We start from the raw sequence: 20,006 nt of genomic DNA on the forward strand, positions 1-20,006 counted from the left end.
CTGCGCGGTGCCGCCGTCCGGGGCGCGGGCGCCGCACGGGAGCTTTCTGTAGTCCTGTCTCGCCGGTTCCGTACGCCATGTACGTACGGCCTGGCGAAAGTCTTCTGGTCGGTGCGCTGCCCGACCCAGGTGGCTCCCGAGTACGAGGGCGGCGCTACGACGTCCGTCCTTGAGCGGCCTTCCTTACACCGGCGCCTTCGCGGCGGCAGTGGCGGTGGCCGTTGCCGGCTCGGTCGCCGCTGCCTCGCGGTCGGGCGCGAGCGGGTCGGTCACCGCGCCGGTCTCTTCATCGAACAGCCCCTGCGCCAGCCTGGTCACCGCTGCGGGGACCGGCGGCGCCAGGTCGGCCACGGCGCGAAGACCGGACAGGACGTCGTCGGGTCGTACGGCAGGCGTCACGTGCCGAACAACCAGCCGCAGTATCGCACAGGGCCGGTCGGTCGGCCTATCAGCCTGCGAACTCTCCGCCTCCGCACCCTCACGGGCGGCGAGGTCAGCGACGGCCGGACGGGCGTCGAAGGTACGCATGCCGTTCTTGGTCCTGCGCTGGACCTCGACGGTGTCGGCGGCCGTGAAGGCGGCCACGGCACGCTCGGCGTCCGCGGGGTCCACGCCGTCCAGGCGCAGCTCCCACACCGATGCCGTGAGCCGGTCGGCGAGCCCCGAGGTACGGGCCTCGACCGCGTCGACGATGTCGAGCCCGGCGGGCAGCGACGCGTCGAGCAGCTCACGCAGCCGGTCCGGGTCACGCGCCTCGGTGAGCGCGATCTCCAGGTACTCCGCCTCACTGCCCGTGCCGGTGGGTGCGGCATTGGCGTACGACACCTTCGGGTGCGGCGTGAACCCCGCCGAGTACGCCATCGGCACCTCGGCACGGCGCAACGCACGCTCGAAGGCGCGCTGGAAATCACGGTGGCTGGTGAACCGGAGGCGGCCACGCTTGGTGTAGCGCAGTCGGATGCGCTGCACCGCGGGTGCGGGCGGCGGGCCTTCGGGCTGTCGCTTGCCCAGTGTCGTTCAGTCCTTCGTGAGAGCGGTCGTACTGCTACCAAGAGTACGTGCCGCGGCGGCGTCGGGTTCCGTCAGCTACTTCGCGAACGCTCGGTCGGCTACTGCTTGACCGTCAGCGGGAGCAGCTTCTTGCCGGTCGGACCGATCTGGATACTCGTGTCCATGGCAGGACAGACGCCACAGTCGAAGCACGGCGTCCAGCGGCAGTCCTCGACCTCGCTCTCGTCCAGGGCGTCCTGCCAGTCCTCCCAGAGCCAGTCCTTGTCGAGGCCGGAGTCCAGGTGGTCCCAGGGCAGGACCTCCTCGTAGCCGCGCTCGCGGGTCGTGTACCAGTCGACGTCCACGCCCTGCGGGGGCAGGGCCTTGTCCGCGCAGTTCATCCAGCGGTCGTAGGAGAAGTGCTCACGCCAGCCGTCGAAGCGGCCACCGTCCTCGTAGACCGCGCGGATCACCGCGCCGATCCGGCGGTCACCGCGCGAGAGCAGGCCCTCGACGATGCCCGGCTTGCCGTCGTGGTAGCGGAAGCCGATCGAGCGGCCGTACTTCTTGTCGCCGCGGATCTTGTCACGGAGCTTCTCCAGGCGGGCGTCCGTCTCCTCGGAGGAGAGCTGGGGCGCCCACTGGAAGGGGGTGTGGGGCTTGGGGACGAAGCCGCCGATGGAGACCGTGCAGCGGATGTCGTTGGAGCCCGAGACCTCACGGCCCTTCTGGATCACGCGCGTCGCCATGTCGGCGATCTGGAGGACGTCGTCGTCGGTCTCCGTGGGCAGGCCGCACATGAAGTACAGCTTCACCTGGCGCCAGCCGTTGCCGTAGGCCGTCGCGACGGTCCTGATCAGGTCGTCTTCCGAGACCATCTTGTTGATGACCTTGCGGATGCGCTCCGAACCGCCCTCGGGGGCGAAGGTGAGACCGGAGCGACGGCCGTTCCGGGTCAGCTCGTCGGCGAGGTCGATGTTGAAGGCGTCCACACGGGTCGACGGCAGCGAGAGGCCGATCTTGTCCTCCGTGTAGCGGTCCGCGAGGCCCTTGGCGATGTCACCGATCTCGGAGTGGTCCGCGGACGACAACGAGAGCAGGCCCACCTCCTCGAAGCCGGTCGCCTTCAGGCCCTTGTCGACCATGTCGCCGATGCCCGTGATGGAGCGCTCGCGCACCGGGCGGGTGATCATGCCCGCCTGGCAGAAGCGGCAGCCGCGTGTGCAGCCGCGGAAGATCTCCACGGACATGCGCTCGTGGACCGTCTCCGCCAGCGGCACGAGGGGCTGCTTGGGGTAGGGCCACTCGTCCAGGTCCATGACCGTGTGCTTCGACACGCGCCACGGCACGCCCGACCGGTTGGGGACGACCCGGCCGATACGGCCGTCGGGGAGGTACTCGACGTCGTAGAAGCCCGGGACGTAGACCCCGCCCGTCTTCGCGAGGCGGAACAGCAGTTCCTCGCGGCCGCCGGGACGGCCCTCCGCCTTCCAGGCGCGGATGATCTCGGTGATCTCCAGGACCGCCTGCTCACCGTCGCCGATGACCGCGCAGTCGATGAAGTCCGCGATGGGCTCGGGGTTGAAGGCCGCGTGGCCGCCCGCGAGGACGATCGGGTCGTCCAGCGTGCGGTCCTTGGCCTCCAGCGGGATGCCCGCCAGGTCCAGGGCCGTCAGCATGTTCGTGTAGCCCAGCTCGGTGGAGAAGGACAGGCCGAAGACGTCGAAGGCCTTCACCGGGCGGTGGCTGTCCACCGTGAACTGCGGGACGTCATGCTCCCGCATCAGCGCCTCGAGGTCCGGCCACACGCTGTAGGTGCGCTCGGCGAGGACGCCCTGCCGTTCGTTCAGGACCTCGTAGAGGATCATGACGCCCTGGTTGGGCAGGCCGACCTCGTACGCGTCGGGGTACATGAGCGCCCAGCGCACGTCGCACTCGTCCCATGCTTTGACGGTCGAGTTCAGCTCACCGCCTACGTACTGGATCGGCTTCTGCACGTGTGGCAGCAGTGCCTCAAGCTGAGGGAAGACGGACTCGGCAGGCATCGTGCGGACCTTCGTGAGCTGACAGCGGGACTCTCAAGCGTAGCGGCTGCGCAGCAGCTCTTCTCCCTGGTTCACGGCCGCCTGCCACGCGGTCGGGAGCGCCGCCTCGTACGCGGCGGCCCGCTGCTCCTCGCGCCCGTACAGCACGCCATAGGTGAAGGTGTCCTCCCCCGCCGCGCGCGCCTCGGCCGCCAGTTCGCGCAGGGCGCCGCGGGCCATGACGCTGTCCTGGTGGTCGCCGAGCAGGGTCTGTACGGACTTCAGCGCCTTGACCAGGGCCTCGGCCGGTCTGCCGAGCGCGGGCGCGGCGGCCTCGGTCGCGTAGCGGGTGCGCTTGGCCTTCTTGCGGGCCTCGTGCAGCGCGACGTCGCGGTCGTGCCCCGGCGGCAGATCCAGGGCCCGGCCCACCAGGGCGGAGAGCTTGCCGAAGTCTTTGCGTACGGCCTTCCCGAGCACCTTCGACGGCTTGCGGGCGGCGGCCTCGCGCGACGGCGGGTCCTCGACCAGGGCGTCCAGCGTGTCCAGCAGCGCCCGACAGCGCTCGCTGTCCAGGGCGGCGGTCAGGCGGCCCCGGGTGCCGCCGCGCCGGGCGTCCGACCAGGTGCCGAGGCGCGCCCTCACGGGGCCGACGACCAGGTGGTACGGCAGCTCGGACAGGGCCGTGGTCAGACGCTCCGTCAGCACCTCGCGGTCACGGTCCGCGCCCAGCTCACCGGCCAGCCACTTCAGTTCGCCGGCGATCGGGGCGGTGACGGTGCGGTCCAGGACCGTGCCGTAGGAGCGGAGGGTGCCGCGCAGTCGGCGGGTGGCGACGCGCAGGGAGTGCACGGAGTCGAAGACGTCCCGGCGGACCGCGGGGTCCAGTTCCACGATGGCGTCGCGCTGGGCGCGGACATAGGCGAGGACATGGTCGCCCGCGGTGACCGGCTTGCGCGGCGGGGCGGCGGGCGCGGCGCCCCCGCCCGTCTCCGCGAGCGCCCTGGCCAGCTTGGACGGGGCCGAGGAGCGGCGCACACCGGCCCTGCGGAGCGCCTTGTCGACCCGGTCGAGGAAGACGGGGTCGCCGTCGTCGGCCAGCTCGACCTCGATCTCGGTCCAGGCGGCGGTGCCGGAGCCGCCGTCGAGGCGTTCCGCGTGGACGCGGTCGAGGCTGACCTCGGCGAGCAGGGCGCCGTCGGCGTCGAGGAGATGGCGCACGTCCCGCTCGGAGCGCAGCCGTACGAGGGGGACGAGCGGGGCGTCCCGGACCCGGGAGCGGACGAGGCCGAGCAGGGCCGGGGGCACGGTGTCGGAGAGCGGGGCGCGGATCTCGTCGCGGACGTCGTCGGCGACCGGCAGCTTGAGATGCCACCCCGCGTCGTCGCCTCCGGTGCGGCGGCGCAGGGTCAGCGCCGCGCGGGCGAGCCGCAGGTCGGCCGTGTCGTAGTAGGTGGCGTCGAGGACGGCGACGCCCTGGTCGGTGACGGCTTCGACCCCGCCGACACCGGTCAGTTCGGGCAGCTCGTCCTCGGCCGCGGCCTCGTACTTCCGCTCGATCTCCCGCTTGGTGTCCGCCATGCACCGAATCTAGTGCCCCCGCGGGCGACGTTCACCCCGTCCTGCGCCTCCCGGCGCCCCCTACGCCGACATCGGTCGTTGCACCCGGATCGACTGGAGCAGGCCCACCGCGATCCAGACGGCGAACATGGACGAGCCGCCGTACGACACGAACGGCAGGGGCAGACCGGCGACCGGCATGATGCCGAGCGTCATCCCGATGTTCTCGAAGGCCTGGAAGGCGAACCAGGCGATGATCCCGGCCGCGACGATCGTGCCGTACAGCTCGGTGGTCTCCCGGGCGATACGGCAGGCGCGCCACAGGACGACGCCGAGGAGCACGATGATCAGGCCCGCGCCGACGAAGCCGAGTTCCTCACCCGCGACCGAGAAGACGAAGTCGGTCTGCTGCTCGGGGACGAACTGACCGGTCGTCTGCGAGCCGTGGAAGAGGCCCGAGCCGGTCAGCCCGCCGGAGCCGATCGCGATGCGCGCCTGGCTGGTGTTGTAGCCGACGCCGGAGGGGTCGAGGCTGGGGTTGGCGAAGGCGGCGAAGCGGTTGATCTGGTACTCGTCCAGGATGTGCAGTTGCCAGACGGCGATCGCGCCCACGGCGCCCGCGCCGAGCAGGCCGAAGATCCAGCGGTTGGAGGCGCCGGAGGCGAGCAGCACGCCCAGCATCGTGATCACCATGACCATGACCGAGCCGAGGTCGGGCATGAGCATCACGATCGCCATCGGAATGGCGGCCAGCCCGAGGGCCTGGGCCACGGTCCGGTGGTCGGGGTACTCCTTGTCCCCCGCGTCGACCCGGGCGGCGAGCAGCATCGCCATGCCCAGGATGATGGTGATCTTCGTGAACTCGGAGGGCTGGAGAGAGAACCCGCCGCCGAAGACGAGCCAGTTGCGGTTGCCGTTGATGGTCGCGCCGAGCGGGGTGAGCACCAGCAGCACGCCGACCAGCGAGAGGCCGTAAAGGATCGGTACGACGTTGCGCAGGGTGTGATGGCCGAGCCAGATCGTGCCGACCATCATGGCGAAGCCGATGCCGACGTTCATGAGATGCCGTACGAGGAAGTAGTACGGGTCACCGTGGTTGATCTCGGTACGGCCCCGGGTGGCCGAGTAGACGAGGGCGGCGCCGATCATGGACAGGGCCACGGCCGACAGCAGTATCGGCCAGTCGAGGCGGCGGGCGAGGCCGTCCCGGGCGAAGACCCGGGTCCAGTTGGCCCGCTCCGGGCCGTACCCGGAGACGGAGAAGTTGTTCGCGCCGGTCACGTGAGGATCCTCCGCCTCTTCCGCGGGCGGTGCGCGCGCCTGCGGGTGCGGTCGTTGTCGTTCGACGGGGGCACGGTGGCCGCCGGGTCGTCCGCGGGCGTGTCCTGCCCGCCCTGCTGGTCGGCCTGTTCGGCGGCCTGCTGGGCACCCGGGTCGTACTTCTCGATCTTCGGGGCCACGATCGTGCCGTCGGGCTGGATCTTGGGCAGGTCCCGCTGCGGGGTGTACAGCAGGGCCTTCTTCTTGTCGATCGAGCCGTCCTTCTGCACGCCGTACAGGGCGTTGTAGATGTTGTGGATGGCCTCACCGGAGGCGCCCGAACCCGTACCGGCCTGGGAGATGGTCATGATGACCGCGTAGTCCTTGGAGTACGTGGACAGCCAGGACGTCGTCTGCTTGCCGTAGACCTCGGCGGTACCGGTCTTGGCGTGCAGCGGGATCTTGTCCTGCGGCCAGCCGCCGAACTTCCAGGCGGCGGTACCGCGGGTGACGACGCCCGCGAGGGCCTCCTCCATGACGTCCCGCGTCTTCTTGTCGATCGGCAGCCGCCCGTGCGACCTGGGCTTGATCTCGCTGATCTGCTTGCCGTCGGGGCTGACGACGGCCTTGCCGATGCTGGGGTTCCACAGCGTGCCGCCGTTGGCGATGGCCGAGTAGATGACGGCCTCCTGGATCGGGGTCACCAGGGTGTCGCCCTGCCCGATGGAGTAGTTGATCGCGTCACCCTCGCGCATCTTGTTGCCCTCGATGCAGTTCTCGTAGGCGATCTGCTCGACGTAGTCGCCGTCCTTCTTGCCGGTCTTGCACCAGTCGTCCTTGTTCGCCGCCCAGTAGCGCTGCTTCCACTGGCGGTCGGGGACGCGGCCGGAGACCTCGTTCGGCAGGTCGATCCCGGTGGTCTTACCGAGTCCGAACTGGTGGGCGGCCTTGAAGAAGTAGTCCTTGGGCTGCCCCTTCTTGGGGTGGAGCCCGCCGTCCTTCTTCCACTCGTTGTCCGCGAGGCCGTAGAAGACGGTGTCGCAGGAGACCTCCAGGGCCCGGCCGATCGAGATCGGACCGAAGTTCTCCCCTTCGAAGTTCTTGAAGACCTGGTTGCCGACCGTGTACTCGCTGGTGCAGGGGTAGTCGCCGTCGAACTCGTACCCGGCCTCGATGGCGGCGGCGGTGGAGACCACCTTGAAGGTGGAGCCGGGCGCCGACAGGCCCTGGATGGCCCGGTTCAGCAGCGGGTAGTCGGACTTCTTGCCGGTGAGCTTCCCGTAGTCCTTGGCGGAGATGCCGCCGACCCAGACGTTCGGGTCGTAGGCCGGGTTGGAGGCCATGGCGACGACACGGCCGGTCTTGGCCTCCATCACGACGACGGCACCGGAGTCGGCCTTGTAGTTCTTGCCGGTGATCTTGTCGAACTGGCCCCGGGCGGCCTTCATCGCCTCGTTCAGCTCGTACTCGGCGACCCGCTGGACGCGGGCGTCGATGCTGGTGACCAGGTTGGAGCCGGGCTCGGCGGCATCGCTCCTGGCCTTGCCGATGACCCGGCCGAGGTTGTCGACCTCGTAGCGGGTGACCCCCGCCTTGCCGCGCAGCACCCGGTCGTACTGGTGCTCGAGACCGGAGCGGCCGACCTGGTCGGAGCGCATGTACGGCGACTCCGTGTCCTTGGCCTGCTGGATCTCCTTGTCCGTGACCGGCGAGAGATAGCCGAGGACCTGGGCGGTGTTGGCCTCGCCGGGGCTCGGATAGCGGCGGACAGCCTCGGGCTCGGCGGTGATACCGGGGAAGTCCTCGGAGCGCTCGCGCAGTTGGAGCGCCTGGCGGGGGGTGGCCTCGTCGGTGATGGGGATGGGCTGGTACGGGGAGCCGTTCCAGCAGGGCTGGGGCGTCTTGGCGTCGCAGAGGCGGACCTTGTCCAGGACGTCCTGGGGCTTCATGCCGAGGATGCCCGCCAGCCGGGTGAGGACGTCCTTGCCGTCGTCCTTCATCTTCAGCAGGTCGGTGCGGGACGCGGAGACCACGAGCCGGGTCTCGTTGTCGGCGAGCGGGACACCGCGCGCGTCCAGGATCTCGCCGCGCACGGCGGGCTGGACGACCTGCTGGACGTGGTTGCCGGAGGCCTCCTTGGCGTACTGCGCGCCGTTGCGGATCTGGAGGTACCAGAGACGGCCACCGAGGGTGCCGAGGAGGGAGAGGACGAGGATCTGGACGACGACGAGGCGGATCTTGACGCGAGGCGTGCGTCCGGTCTCGGGAAGGTTGGTCACAGCCGCTTGACCCCCTTGATGCGGCCCGCGCGCGCCACCCGCGCCTTGGCCGCCTTGACGCGCAGTCCGCCGCGTCGGCCGCCGAGGCTCAGCCCGGTGCCGGAGGAGAGCCAGCCGGAGGCGACGTCGGCCGCCTTGGCGGAACCGCCGGTCTCGGCGAGGGGGTCGTTGTCGACCTTGCGGGCCAGCGCCATCAGCCCGGGGACCACGAAGGGCGCGAGCAGCAGGTCGTACACCGCGGCCGTGAACAGCAGGCCGCCCAGGCCCACATGGCGGGCGGCGGTGTCCCCGACGAGGGCGCCCACGCTCGCGTACAGCAGGGTCGAGCCGATCGCGGCGGCGACCACGACGGCCATCGGGCCGGTCGCGGACTTGGGGCGGCCGTTCTCGGGCCGGGCGAGCCCGGCGAGGTAGCCGATGACGCAGAGCACGAGGGCGTAGCGGCCGGCGGCGTGGTCGGCGGGCGGGGCGAGGTCGGAGAGCAGACCGGCGCCGAAGCCGATGAGGCTGCCGCCGACATGCCCGTAGACCAGGGCGAGGGCGACGACGGTCAGCAGCACCAGATCGGGGACGGCGCCGGGGAGATGGAGGCGGGCGAGCACGCTCACCTGGATCACGAGGGCGACGATCACCAGGGGCGTGGCGAGCAGAATCCGGTTGAGGCGCATCTGGTTTCGGCTCCTAGTAGTCCGACGGCTCGCCGTCTTCTTCGTACGCGGCGGTCGAGGGGGTGACGGTGACCGTCACGGTCGGCGTCGGCGTCGGCTGGGGCTTCGGGGGCAGGACCGTGTCGCGCGGGTCCTTCTTCGGTGCCTGGACGACGACGCCGACGACATCGAGCTTGCTGAAGGAGACGAACGGCTTCACATAGATCGTGCGGGTCAGGTCACCGCCGGAGGGGTCGACCCGGGAGACCACACCGACCGGGACGCCGGGCACGAAGGGCTTGTCGGCCTCCGAGCCGAAGGTGACGAGGCGGTTGCCCTTCTTCACATCGGCCTTGGCGTTGAGGAGTTGGACGCGCAGCGCGCGGTCGCCCTGTCCGGAGGCGAAGCCGAGTTCGTCGCTGTTCTCCATGCGGGTGCCGACGGTGAAGTCCGGGTCGTTGGCCAGGAGCACGGTGGAGGTGCTGGGGCCGACGGTGGTGACGCGGCCGACGAGGCCGTCGCCGTTGAGGACGGTCATGTCGCGCTTGATGCCGTCGCTCGCGCCCAGGTCGATGGTGACGGTCCAGGAGAAGCCCTGGGCCGCTCCTATGGCGATGACCTGGGCGCCCTTGATCCCGTACTGGCCCTCGCCGGCGACCCGGATCATCTTGTCGAGTTGTCTGACGCGGCTGCGGTTGCGGTCGTCGCTGCCCAGCTTCGCCTTCAGCGTCGCGTTGGCGCGTTCGAGCTGGGCGATGCGATCGTGCCTGCTGCCCGAGTCGCGTACGGCGTCGACCGCGTTGCCCACGGGGTCGACGGCGGACGACACCCCGTTCTCGATCGGGCCGAAGACCGTGGCGGCGGCCTGGCGGGCACCTTCGACCGGTGAGTCCTGACCGCCGCGGATGTCCACCGTGATCAGTGCGAACGCGATGGCGATCAGCAGCACCAGGAGCAGCCGGCTCTCTCGTGTGTCCCTCACGTGCGGCGGCCGTGCCTTCCTCGTCGGAATGTGTGGGGCGGGCCCCGGGGTCCGCGATGCCCGGTGGGTAGGAACCCGGCGGGCCATACCTGGCGGGGCACAACCCGGTGGGCGGGATTCCGGGGGGTGTTATGGGGGTGCTATGGGGGAGCTTATGCCTCTATATCAACGATCCGCCGCACGAGGGGAGTTCGTCTCGTACGGCGGGATCGCTGCGGGGTGTCATCGGCGGGGCTGGGCGTCCAGTACCTGCTGGAGTGCCTCGAACTCCTCGACACACTTGCCGGACCCCAGCGCCACGCTGTCCAGCGGGTCCTCGGCGATATGGATCGGCATCCCGGTCTCGCGGCGCAGCCGCTCGTCGAGGCCGCGCAGCAGGGCGCCGCCGCCGGTGAGGACGATGCCCCGGTCCATGACGTCGCCGGACAGCTCCGGCGGGCACTTGTCGAGGGTCGTCTTGACCGCGTCCACGATCGCGTTGACCGGTTCCTCGATGGCCTTGCGGACCTCGGCCGCCGAGATGACCACGGTCTTGGGCAGCCCGGAGACCAGGTCCCGGCCGCGGATCTCGGTGTGCTCGTCGGCGTCGAGGTCGTACGCGGAACCGATCGTGATCTTGATCTGTTCGGCCGTCCGCTCGCCGAGGAGGAGCGAGTACTCCTTCTTGACGTGCTGGATGATGGCGTTGTCCAGTTCGTCGCCCGCGACGCGGATGGACTGGGCGGTGACGATGCCGCCGAGCGAGATGACCGCGACCTCCGTGGTGCCGCCGCCGATGTCCACCACCATGTTGCCCGTGGCCTCGTGGACCGGCAGGCCGGAGCCGATGGCCGCGGCCATCGGTTCCTCGATGATGTGCACCTGGCGGGCACCGGCCTGGGACGACGCCTCGATCACGGCGCGGCGCTCGACGCCCGTGATGCCCGAGGGCACACAGACGACGACCCGCGGACGAGCCAGATACCGCCGCTTGTGGATCTTCAGGATGAAGTAGCGGAGCATCCGCTCGGTGATCTCGAAGTCGGCGATCACGCCGTCCTTCAGCGGGCGCACGGCCACGATGTTGCCGGGGGTCCGGCCGATCATCTTCTTCGCTTCCGCGCCGACCGCGAGGATGCCACCGGTGTTGGTGTTGATCGCGACGACGGACGGCTCGTTGAGTACGATCCCGCGACCCCTGACGTACACCAGCGTGTTGGCGGTCCCGAGGTCGACAGCCATGTCACGGCCGATGAACGACATTGAGTTCCCCATCAGGATTCGTCTGGCCTTCCCGGGCAAAGCTGTGGGCAGCTCTGTCGGGGCGGCGGAGTGGGTGCTGTGACGCGAAGGCTTCCATCGTAGTCTCGCCCGCACGCGCACAGTGCGAGGGTCGCTGCCATTGTCAGCAGATCACGGGCCTCCTCGCTCCAGGAGACGATCGTTCGGGGGTAGCCGTTCCCCCGAACGGCACGCATATGCCGAGGACGGCCGGGATTTCGGGGTCGCGTGCCGCGATCGCTCCCGTTCAGGCTTCCGAGTGATGTGACGACCCCTCAGAAGCCATGCACCGAACGAGTTCAGCGCGGTGTGATCGTGTGCTCAGAAGCGGCCGGGGAAGAAGAGCTTCAGCTCGCGCTCGGCGGACTCCTCGGAGTCGGAGGCGTGGATCAGGTTCTCCCGCACGATCACGCCGAAGTCGCCGCGGATGGAGCCGGGCGCGGCGGCGATCGGGTCGGTCGGACCGGCGAGCGCGCGCACGCCCTCGATGACCCGCTCGCCCTCGACCACGAGCGCGACGACCGGGCCGGAGGACATGAACTCGACCAGCGGCTCGTAGAAGGGCTTGCCCTTGTGCTCGCCGTAGTGCTGCTCCAGCGTGTCCTGGTCCAGGGAACGCAGCTCCAGCGCGCTGATGGTCCAGCCGGCCTTGCGCTCGATACGGCTGATGATCTCGCCGATCAGACCACGACGAACGGCGTCGGGCTTGAGGAGGACGAGGGTGCGCTGGGTCACGGGGGTGGCTCCTTACGGTCACGGTTGTGCGGTGCGTAGAGGCTACAGGGCAGGCTGTGGTGAACGTTACGCAGCGTCAAGTTCTCCGCTTCGGGGTGCGCGCACCCCGGGCCGGACTCAGGCGGTGCTGCCCTCGTCGGCGCGCGCGGCGAACCGTGCCTTCGCCTCGTCGATCTTCCTGCCGTAGTGCACGGACGCCCACCACAGGGCCGCGAAGACCGCGCCGAGGAAGAACATCGTCGTCACGAAGAACCCCGAGGCGATCAGCGCGATCTGCAGGGCCCAGCCGAGCTGGACGCCGCCGGGGCGGGTGAGCATGCCGCACAGCAGGATGCTGAGCGCCATGGCGACGCCGCTGACCGTCCAGACGGTGGTCATGGACAGATCGGGGTCCTTCATCGCGACCAGTCCGGCGAAGCCGATGACGAAGAACTCACCGATCAGGGTCGAAGCGCAGAGCGTACGCACGGGATGTCAGCCCCTTCCCAGGAGCAGTCGGGCCTCGCCGACCGTGACGACGGAACCGGTGACGAGGACGCCTGCGCCCGCGTACTCCCCCTCCTCCTCGGCGAGGGTGATCGCGGCCTCCAGCGCGTCGGGCAGCCGGGGCTCGACCTGGACGCGGTCCTCGCCGAAGACCTCGACGGCGATCGCGGCCAGTTCGTCCACGTCCATCGCGCGGTGGCTGGAGTTCTGGGTGATGACGACCTCGGCGCACAGCGGCTCGAACGCCTCCAGCAGGCCGCGCGCGTTCTTGTCGCCGCTCACGCCGACGACACCGATCAGGCGGCTGAAGTCGAACGCCTCGGTCACGGCGTCGGCGGTGGCACGGGCGCCCGCGGGGTTGTGCGCGGCGTCCAGGACGACGGTCGGGGAGCGCCGTACGACCTCCAGGCGGCCGGGGGACGACACCGTCGCGAAGGCCTTGCGGACCGTGTCGCCGTCCAGCGGCTCGGGGCGCTGGGAGCCGACGCCGAAGAACGCCTCGACCGCGGCGAGCGCCACGGCCGCGTTGTGCGCCTGGTAGGCGCCGTGCAGCGGCAGATAGACCTCGGGGTACTCGCCGCCGAGGCCGCGCAGGGTCAGGAGCTGGCCGCCGACCGCCACCTGCCGGGAGACGACGCCGAACTCCAGGCCCTCGCGGGCCACGGTGGCGTCCACCTCCACGGCCTTCTTCAGCAGCACCTGGGCCGCGTCGACCGGCTGCTGGGCGAGGATCACCGTGGCGTCCTGCTTGATGATGCCGCCCTTCTCCTGGGCGATCTCACCGGGCGTGCCGCCGAGCCGGTCGGTGTGGTCGAGGTCGATGGGGGCGATGACGGCGACGTCGCCGTCGATGACGTTCGTGGCGTCCCAGCTTCCGCCCATGCCGACCTCGACGACGGCGACGTCGACGGGCGCGTCCGCGAAGGCCGCGTACGCCATGCCCGTGAGCACCTCGAAGAAGGAGAGCCGGTACTCCTGCTGGGCGTCGACCATCTCGACGTACGGCTTGATGTCGTCGTACGTCTCGATGAAGCGCTCGGCGGAGATGGGGGCGCCGTCCAGGCTGATGCGCTCGGTGATCGACTGCACATGCGGGCTCGTGTAGCGGCCGGTGCGCAGGTCGAAGGCGCCGAGGAGGGCCTCGATCATGCGGGCGGTGGACGTCTTGCCGTTGGTGCCCGTGATGTGGATCGAGGGGTACGCCCGCTGCGGCTCGCCCAGCACGTCCATCAGGGCCGAGATACGGCGGACGGACGGTTCCAGCTTGGTCTCGCCCCAGCGGGTGGCCAGCTCGGCCTCGACCACGCGGAGCGCCTTGTCGACCTCGGGGTCGGTGGGCCGCGTGGGCACGTCGGCCTGGGGCGGGCCGCCCTGGGTACGCAGGGTGCGGCTGCCGGCCTCGATCACGGCGAGATCCGGGTCACGGGTTGTCTCGTCCGCGACGATCTGCTCGAAGGGGTCGCTCTCGTTGGGGTCGCGCGGGGGCAGGTCACTCACGAGGGCCAGTCTACGTAACACGGCCGCGGGCCCGGCGCCTGTGTGGCGTCGGGCCCGCGGGAGCGCTGGTGGATCAGTTCGCCGGGAGCTTGGCGAGCTGGTTCTCGATGCGCGTGATGTCCTCGTCGGCCTTCGCGAGCCGCGTGCGGATCTTCTCCACGACGTGGTCCGGGGCCTTCGCGAGGAAGGCCTCGTTGCCGAGCTTGGCCTCGGCCTGCTGCCGCTCCTTCTGTGCGGCGCCCAGGTCCTTGGTCAGCCGCTTGCGCTCGGCCGCCACGTCGATCGTGCCCGACAGGTCGAGGGCGACCGTGGCGCCCGAGACCGGCAGGGTCGCCGTCGCCGTGAAGCCCTCGCCTTCCGGCTGGAGGCGCAGCAGTTGACGGATGGCCGCCTCGTGCGGAGCGAGCGCCGTGCCCTCGAGGGTCAGCCGGGCCGGGACGCGCTGGCCGGGCTGGAGGCCCTGGTCGGCGCGGAAGCGGCGGACCTCGGTGATGACCGACTGGAGGGTCTCGATCTCACGCTCGGCCGTCGCGTCGCGGAAGCCACTGTCCTGCGGCCAGTCGGCGATGACGAGGGACTCACCACCGGTCAGCGTGGTCCACAGCGTCTCCGTGACGAACGGCACGATCGGGTGCAGCAGCTTCAGGGTGACGTCGAGCACCTCACCGAGGACGCGCTGGCTGACCTCGGCCGCCTCGCCGCCCGCCTGGAACGTCGTCTTCGACAGCTCGACGTACCAGTCGAAGACCTCGTCCCACGCGAAGTGGAAGAGGGCGTCGGACAGCTTGGCGAACTGGAAGTCGTCGTAGTACGCGTCGACTTCGGCCACGACCGTGTTCAGCCGGGACAGGATCCAGCGGTCGGTCGCGGACATCTTCGACGCGTCCGGCAGCGGGCCCTCGACCGTCGCGCCGTTCATCAGCGCGAAGCGGGTGGCGTTCCAGATCTTGTTGGCGAAGTTACGGGAGCCCTGGACCCAGTCCTCGCCGATCGGGACGTCGACGCCCGGGTTGGCACCGCGCGCCAGCGTGAAGCGCAGCGCGTCCGAGCCGTACTTGTCCATCCAGTCCAGCGGGTTGACCGCGTTGCCGAAGGACTTCGACATCTTCTTGCCGAACTGGTCGCGGACCATGCCGTGCAGGGCGACGGTGTGGAACGGCGGGGTGCCGTCCATCGCGTACAGGCCGAACATCATCATCCGGGCGACCCAGAAGAAGAGGATGTCGTAGCCGGTGACCAGGACGGAGTTCGGGTAGAACTTCGCGAGGCTCTCGGTCTGTTCGGGCCAGCCGAGCGTGGAGAACGGCCACAGGCCGGAGGAGAACCAGGTGTCGAGGACGTCGGTGTCCTGGTGCCAGCCCTCGCCGGTCGGCGGTTCCTCGTTCGGTCCGACGCAGACGACCTCGCCGTTCGGGCCGTACCAGACGGGGATGCGGTGGCCCCACCACAACTGCCGCGAGATGCACCAGTCGTGGAGGTTGTCGACCCAGTCGAAGTACCGCTTCTCCATCTCCTGCGGGTGGATCTTGACCTTGCCGTCGCGGACCGCGTCACCGGCGGCCTTGGCGAGCGGTCCGACCTTGACCCACCACTGCATGGACAGCCGCGGCTCGATGGTGGTCTTGCAGCGGGAGCAGTGGCCCACCGAGTGGACGTAGGGCCGCTTCTCGGCGACGATCCGGCCCTCGGCGCGCAGGGCGGCGACGATGGCGGAGCGGGCCTCCAGGCGGTCCAGACCCTGGAAGGGGCCGTGGGTGGTGATCACCGCGTGCTCGTCCATGACGGCGACGGAGGGGAGGTCGTGGCGCTGCCCGATCTCGAAGTCGTTCGGGTCGTGGGCCGGGGTGACCTTGACGGCGCCCGTGCCGAACTCGGGGTCGACATGGGCGTCGGCGACCACGGGGATGCGGCGGCCGGTCAGCGGCAGTTCGATCTCGGTGCCGACCATGTGGCGGTAGCGCTCGTCGTCCGGGTGCACCGCGATGGCGGTGTCGCCGAGCATGGTCTCCGCGCGGGTGGTGGCGACGACGATCGAGGTGTCGCCCTCGCCGTAGCGGATGGAGACCAGCTCGCCGTCGTCGTCCTGGTACTCCACCTCGATGTCGGAGATGGCGGTCAGGCAGCGCGGGCACCAGTTGATGATGCGCTCGGCGCGGTAGATGAGTTCGTCGTCGTGGAGCCGCTTGAAGATGGTCTGGACGGCCTGCGAGAGGCCCTCGTCCATCGTGAAGCGCTCACGCGACCAGGCGACGCCGTCTCCCAGGCGCCGCATCTGGCCGGAGATCTGCCCGCCGGACTCGGACTTCCACTGCCAGACGCGCTGGACGAAGTCCTCACGGCCCAGGTCGTGGCGCGACTTGCCTTCCTTGGCCAGCTCCCGCTCGACGACGTTCTGCGTGGCGATACCGGCGTGGTCCATGCCGGGCTGCCACAGCGTCTCGTAGCCCTGCATGCGCTTGCGGCGGGTGAGGGCGTCGATGAGGGTGTGCTCGAAGGCGTGCCCGAGGTGCAGGCTGCCGGTGACGTTCGGCGGCGGGATGACGACGGTGAAGGGCGGCTTGTCGCTCTTCTCGTCGGCGTCGAAGTAGCCCCGCTCTACCCAGCGCTCGTACAGCGGCCCCTCTACGTCGGCCGGCGCGTACTGGGTCGGCAGTTCGGTGGGGGGCGCGGTTGGCTGCTGCTGAGCGTTGTCGGTCACGGGCCCAGTTTAGAGGTGTCCCGGCCAGGTCCCGAAACGCGATTGTTTGGTAACGGTGGCCCCCCGATGACGTGCGCGCGCCATTTCTGCGAAAGGATGTCATGAACGTATAAGCACCTTGGAGGGGAACCCAAGTAATGAGCCACAACCAGCCGGGCCCGTACGGCGGGCAGCCCCAGCAGCCCGGACCGTACGGTCAGCCGGGGCAGCCTGGGCCGTACGGCCAGCAGCCGCAGGCTCCCCAGCCCGGCTACGGATACCCCCAGCAGCCCCCGCCGCCCCAGCCGCAACCCGGCTACGGCTACCCGCAGCAGCCACCGGCGCAGGGCGTCCCGCCGCAGCAGAACCCTTACGGCCAGCCGCAGCCCCCGCAGGGCATGCCGCCCCAGCCCAACCCGTACGGCCAGCAGCAGCCGCAGTACGGCCAGCAGCCGCCCTACGGCACCGTACCGCCGCCGCCCCCGGCCGCCGGTGGCGGCAAGAAGAAGACGGCCCTGATCATCAGCGGGGTCGCGGTCGTCGCGGCGATCGCGGTGGGTGCGTACTTCCTGATCGGCGGGGGTGGCGGCAGCTCCGTGGCGGACGACGGCCCGCACAAGCTGACGACGCCGGCCACGGTTCTCGACGGTCAGTACAAGAAGAGCGACACCGAGAGTGACGACGGCGGCGGCTTGAGCAGCAGCGACCTCAAGGACGCCGAGAAGCATGGCGTGAAGAACGCGAAGGAAGTGCACGCCAGCTACCAGGCAGGGGACGAGTCCAACCCCATGGCCATGAAGTTGCTGCAGTTCCAGGGTGTCTACGGCGAGATCTCCGACCCGGAGAAGGTCGTCGACGAGTTGTTCGCCGAGGCCAAGAAGAACGCCGCGAAGGGCGACGAAGGCACAGTCGTCGGTAGCCCGCAGACCTACAAGCCGAGCGGCCTCGACGGTGCAGTCCTCAAGTGCCAGGAGATGTTGATCAAGTCGGGATCGTCGAGCGGCGCTGCCAAGGGCCCGAGCGAGGTCCACGTGCCTGTGTGCATCTGGGGTGACCACAGCACGGTCGGATGGGTCGTCCACATGGACGCGGCCGACGCCATGTCCGGCAAGAGTGCCGACCTGCAGAGCACGGCCGACATCACCGCCAAGTTCCGCAAGGAAGTTCGCGTCAAGGCGTAACACCCAACGCGTGACATGGGAGAGGGGCCCCGGTGACCGGGGCCCCTCTCCCATTGCCTTGCCTGGCGCTGCAGTTACGCCGTCTTCTGCTCCCCCGGGCCGCGCCCCCGCGCGTCGCGCGGGATCAGGGTCGGGTTGACGTTCGAGAGGACCACGTCCGCCGTGATGACCACGCGGGCCACGTCCTTGCGGGACGGGACCTCGTACATCACCGCCTGGAGGACCTCCTCCATGATGGCGCGCAGGCCGCGGGCTCCGGTCTGGCGCAGGATCGCCTGGTCCGCGATCGCCTCCAGCGCCTCGCGCTCGAAGTCCAGTTCCACACCGTCGAGTTCGAAGAGGCGCTGGTACTGCTTCACCAGCGCGTTGCGCGGCTCGACGAGGATCTGGAGGAGCGCCTCGCGGTCGAGGTTGTGCACCGAGGTGATGACCGGGAGGCGGCCGATGAACTCCGGGATCATGCCGAACTTCACGAGGTCCTCGGGCATCACGTCCTGGAACTGGTCCTTCGACTCCAGCTCGCGCTTGGAGCGGATGGTGGCGCCGAAGCCGATGCCCTTCGCGCCCGCCCGCGACTCGATGATCTTCTCCAGGCCCGCGAACGCGCCGCCCACGATGAACAGGACGTTCGTCGTGTCGATCTGGATGAACTCCTGGTGCGGGTGCTTGCGTCCGCCCTGCGGCGGGACCGAGGCGGTGGTGCCCTCGAGGATCTTCAGCAACGCCTGCTGGACACCCTCGCCCGAGACGTCGCGCGTGATCGAGGGGTTCTCGCTCTTGCGGGCCACCTTGTCGATCTCGTCGATGTAGATGATGCCCGTCTCGGCCTTCTTGACGTCGTAGTCGGCGGCCTGGATGAGCTTCAGGAGGATGTTCTCGACGTCCTCGCCCACATAGCCCGCCTCCGTCAACGCCGTCGCGTCGGCGATGGCGAAGGGGACGTTGAGCATGCGCGCCAGGGTCTGCGCGAGCAGCGTCTTGCCGGAGCCCGTGGGGCCCAGCAGCAGGATGTTGGACTTCGCCAACTCGATGGCGTCGTCACGGCCTTGGGCGCCGCCGTTCTCCCCGGCCTGGACCCGCTTGTAGTGGTTGTACACCGCGACGGAGAGGGCCTTCTTGGCGGCCTCCTGGCCGACCACGTACCCCTCGAGGAACTCGTAGATCTCGCGAGGCTTGGGGAGTTCCTCCCAGCGCACCTCGCTGGTCTCCGCCAGCTCTTCCTCGATGATCTCGTTGCAGAGGTCGATGCACTCGTCGCAGATGTACACACCGGGGCCTGCGATGAGCTTCTTGACCTGCTTCTGGCTCTTGCCGCAGAACGAGCACTTGAGCAGATCGCCGCCGTCACCGATGCGTGCCACGGTGTGCTTCCCCTTCGCCTGGGAGACGCCTTGGATCCAGCGGCTCCTGGTCCTGCCTTATGTCCGACGGTACCTTGCCGAGCCCCCCGTTCGGGCCCCCCTCGGCACGGTTCACCGAGAGGTGCGCCGTGTCGAACCGTGCCCGGGGGGAGCGCAGACGATACAGGCCCGGCCGACGCATCACGTGATGCGGGTCAGCGGACCGAGGTGTTGTTCATCTTCCGGGTCGAGACGATCTGGTCGATGAGGCCGTACTCCAGCGCCTCCTCGGCGGTGAGGATCTTGTCACGCTCGATGTCCTCGCGGACCTTCTCGATCGACTGGTTGGAGTGCTTGGCCAGCATCTCCTCGAGCTGCGAGCGCATCCGCAGGATTTCGTTGGCGGCGATCTCCAGGTCCGAGACCTGACCGCGGCCGGTCTCGCTGTAGGGCTGGTGGATCAGCACACGGGCGTTCGGGAGCGCCATGCGCTTGCCCGGGGTGCCCGCGGCCAGCAGCACCGCGGCGGCCGAGGCGGCCTGGCCCATGCAGACCGTCTGGATGTCCGGCTTCACGAACTGCATCGTGTCGTAGATGGCCGTGAGCGCCGTGAAGGAGCCGCCGGGGCTGTTGATGTAGACCGAGATGTCACGGTCGGGGTCCATCGACTCCAGGCACAGGAGCTGCGCCATGACGTCGTTGGCCGAGGCGTCGTCGATCTGGACGCCGAGGAAGATCACGCGCTCCTCGAAGAGCTTCGCGTACGGGTCGTACTCACGCACGCCCTGCGAGGTGCGCTCCACGAAGCGCGGGATGACGTAGCGGGACTCGGCCACCGGGGCCGTGTACTCGGCGCGCGCACGGGCGTAGAGGCCGCTGCCGGGAAAGTCGTTCACGATATCTCCTGATAAGGGCTGAGGCGGTGGCTTGGGGCTTGCGGGGCGCTGGAGCCTGTGAGGGGCCCTCGCGGCCTTCGGGGGCCGGGTGACCGCCCGTGGGCCGTGACGGCCCTGGAGAGGCGCTGGTGGCCCTCACCGGTGGCCGTCCGGGCCGGGACGGCCGCTGACGGGTCCCGGCCGGTCGGTACGGAC

Annotated in this window: 15 protein-coding genes; 1 reads left to right on the forward strand and 14 read right to left on the reverse strand. The window is 69.6% G+C overall.

The window, feature by feature from the left end:
• Positions 1–183: 183 nt before the first annotated feature.
• From ACZ60T_RS22260 to ACZ60T_RS22315, 12 genes are all read right to left on the reverse strand, one after another.
• Entirely contained in the window at positions 184–969 is a 786-nt protein-coding gene (locus ACZ60T_RS22260; RefSeq protein ID WP_365619217.1) for a TIGR03936 family radical SAM-associated protein, read from the reverse strand.
• 140 nt (positions 970–1,109) lie between these two features.
• The gene (locus ACZ60T_RS22265; protein WP_365619215.1) at positions 1,110–3,035 is read right to left on the reverse strand and encodes a TIGR03960 family B12-binding radical SAM protein; all 1,926 of its coding nucleotides are present in this window, start codon (positions 3,033–3,035) and stop codon (positions 1,110–1,112) included.
• A 33-nt stretch (positions 3,036–3,068) separates the two neighbouring features.
• Entirely contained in the window at positions 3,069–4,592 is a 1,524-nt protein-coding gene (locus tag ACZ60T_RS22270; protein WP_469667434.1) for a CYTH and CHAD domain-containing protein, read from the reverse strand.
• A 60-nt stretch (positions 4,593–4,652) separates the two neighbouring features.
• Complete coding sequence (gene rodA, locus ACZ60T_RS22275; RefSeq protein WP_365619209.1) at positions 4,653–5,852, reverse strand: rod shape-determining protein RodA; 1,200 nt, start codon at positions 5,850–5,852, stop codon at positions 4,653–4,655.
• Positions 5,849–8,110 carry a penicillin-binding protein 2 gene (gene mrdA / locus ACZ60T_RS22280; RefSeq protein ID WP_365619206.1) on the reverse strand — a complete coding sequence of 754 codons (2,262 nt, stop codon included), beginning with the start codon at positions 8,108–8,110 and terminating at the stop codon, positions 5,849–5,851. Before mrdA ends, rodA begins: the two co-directional genes overlap by 4 nt.
• Entirely contained in the window at positions 8,107–8,778 is a 672-nt protein-coding gene (gene mreD / locus ACZ60T_RS22285) for a rod shape-determining protein MreD (protein WP_365619203.1), read from the reverse strand. Before mreD ends, mrdA begins: the two co-directional genes overlap by 4 nt.
• 13 nt (positions 8,779–8,791) lie before the next feature.
• Positions 8,792–9,739 carry a rod shape-determining protein MreC gene (gene mreC, locus ACZ60T_RS22290; protein WP_365619200.1) on the reverse strand — a complete coding sequence of 316 codons (948 nt, stop codon included), beginning with the start codon at positions 9,737–9,739 and terminating at the stop codon, positions 8,792–8,794.
• 222 nt (positions 9,740–9,961) lie between these two features.
• Positions 9,962–10,981, reverse strand: coding sequence for a rod shape-determining protein (locus tag ACZ60T_RS22295; protein ID WP_265568118.1), 1,020 nt, complete (start codon positions 10,979–10,981; stop codon positions 9,962–9,964).
• Between the two features lie 339 nt (positions 10,982–11,320).
• Positions 11,321–11,734 carry a nucleoside-diphosphate kinase gene (gene ndk, locus ACZ60T_RS22300; RefSeq protein ID WP_365619196.1) on the reverse strand — a complete coding sequence of 138 codons (414 nt, stop codon included), beginning with the start codon at positions 11,732–11,734 and terminating at the stop codon, positions 11,321–11,323.
• A 117-nt stretch (positions 11,735–11,851) separates the two neighbouring features.
• Complete coding sequence (locus tag ACZ60T_RS22305) at positions 11,852–12,202, reverse strand: DUF4233 domain-containing protein (RefSeq protein WP_365619193.1); 351 nt, start codon at positions 12,200–12,202, stop codon at positions 11,852–11,854.
• A 6-nt stretch (positions 12,203–12,208) separates the two neighbouring features.
• Positions 12,209–13,717, reverse strand: a complete 1,509-nt coding sequence (folC, locus tag ACZ60T_RS22310; protein ID WP_365619190.1) for a bifunctional tetrahydrofolate synthase/dihydrofolate synthase — start codon at positions 13,715–13,717, stop codon at positions 12,209–12,211.
• A 73-nt stretch (positions 13,718–13,790) separates the two neighbouring features.
• The gene (locus tag ACZ60T_RS22315) at positions 13,791–16,415 is read right to left on the reverse strand and encodes a valine--tRNA ligase (RefSeq protein WP_469667437.1); all 2,625 of its coding nucleotides are present in this window, start codon (positions 16,413–16,415) and stop codon (positions 13,791–13,793) included.
• 137 nt (positions 16,416–16,552) lie between these two features.
• Here ACZ60T_RS22315 and ACZ60T_RS22320 point away from each other — a divergent pair, with 137 nt between their 5' ends.
• On the forward strand, positions 16,553–17,575 hold the full coding sequence (locus ACZ60T_RS22320) for a hypothetical protein (RefSeq protein ID WP_469667439.1): 1,023 nt from the start codon (positions 16,553–16,555) through the stop codon (positions 17,573–17,575).
• A gap of 74 nt (positions 17,576–17,649) precedes the next feature.
• On the opposite strand, the gene clpX is transcribed toward ACZ60T_RS22320, so the two are convergent.
• Both clpX and ACZ60T_RS22330 read right to left on the reverse strand, forming a co-directional pair.
• Positions 17,650–18,936, reverse strand: coding sequence for an ATP-dependent Clp protease ATP-binding subunit ClpX (gene clpX, locus ACZ60T_RS22325; protein WP_469667440.1), 1,287 nt, complete (start codon positions 18,934–18,936; stop codon positions 17,650–17,652).
• 194 nt (positions 18,937–19,130) lie between these two features.
• Complete coding sequence (locus tag ACZ60T_RS22330) at positions 19,131–19,811, reverse strand: ATP-dependent Clp protease proteolytic subunit (protein WP_365619179.1); 681 nt, start codon at positions 19,809–19,811, stop codon at positions 19,131–19,133.
• Positions 19,812–20,006: the final 195 nt, after the last annotated feature.

The sequence above is a fragment of the Streptomyces sp. NPDC104371 genome (genome assembly GCF_055583785.1).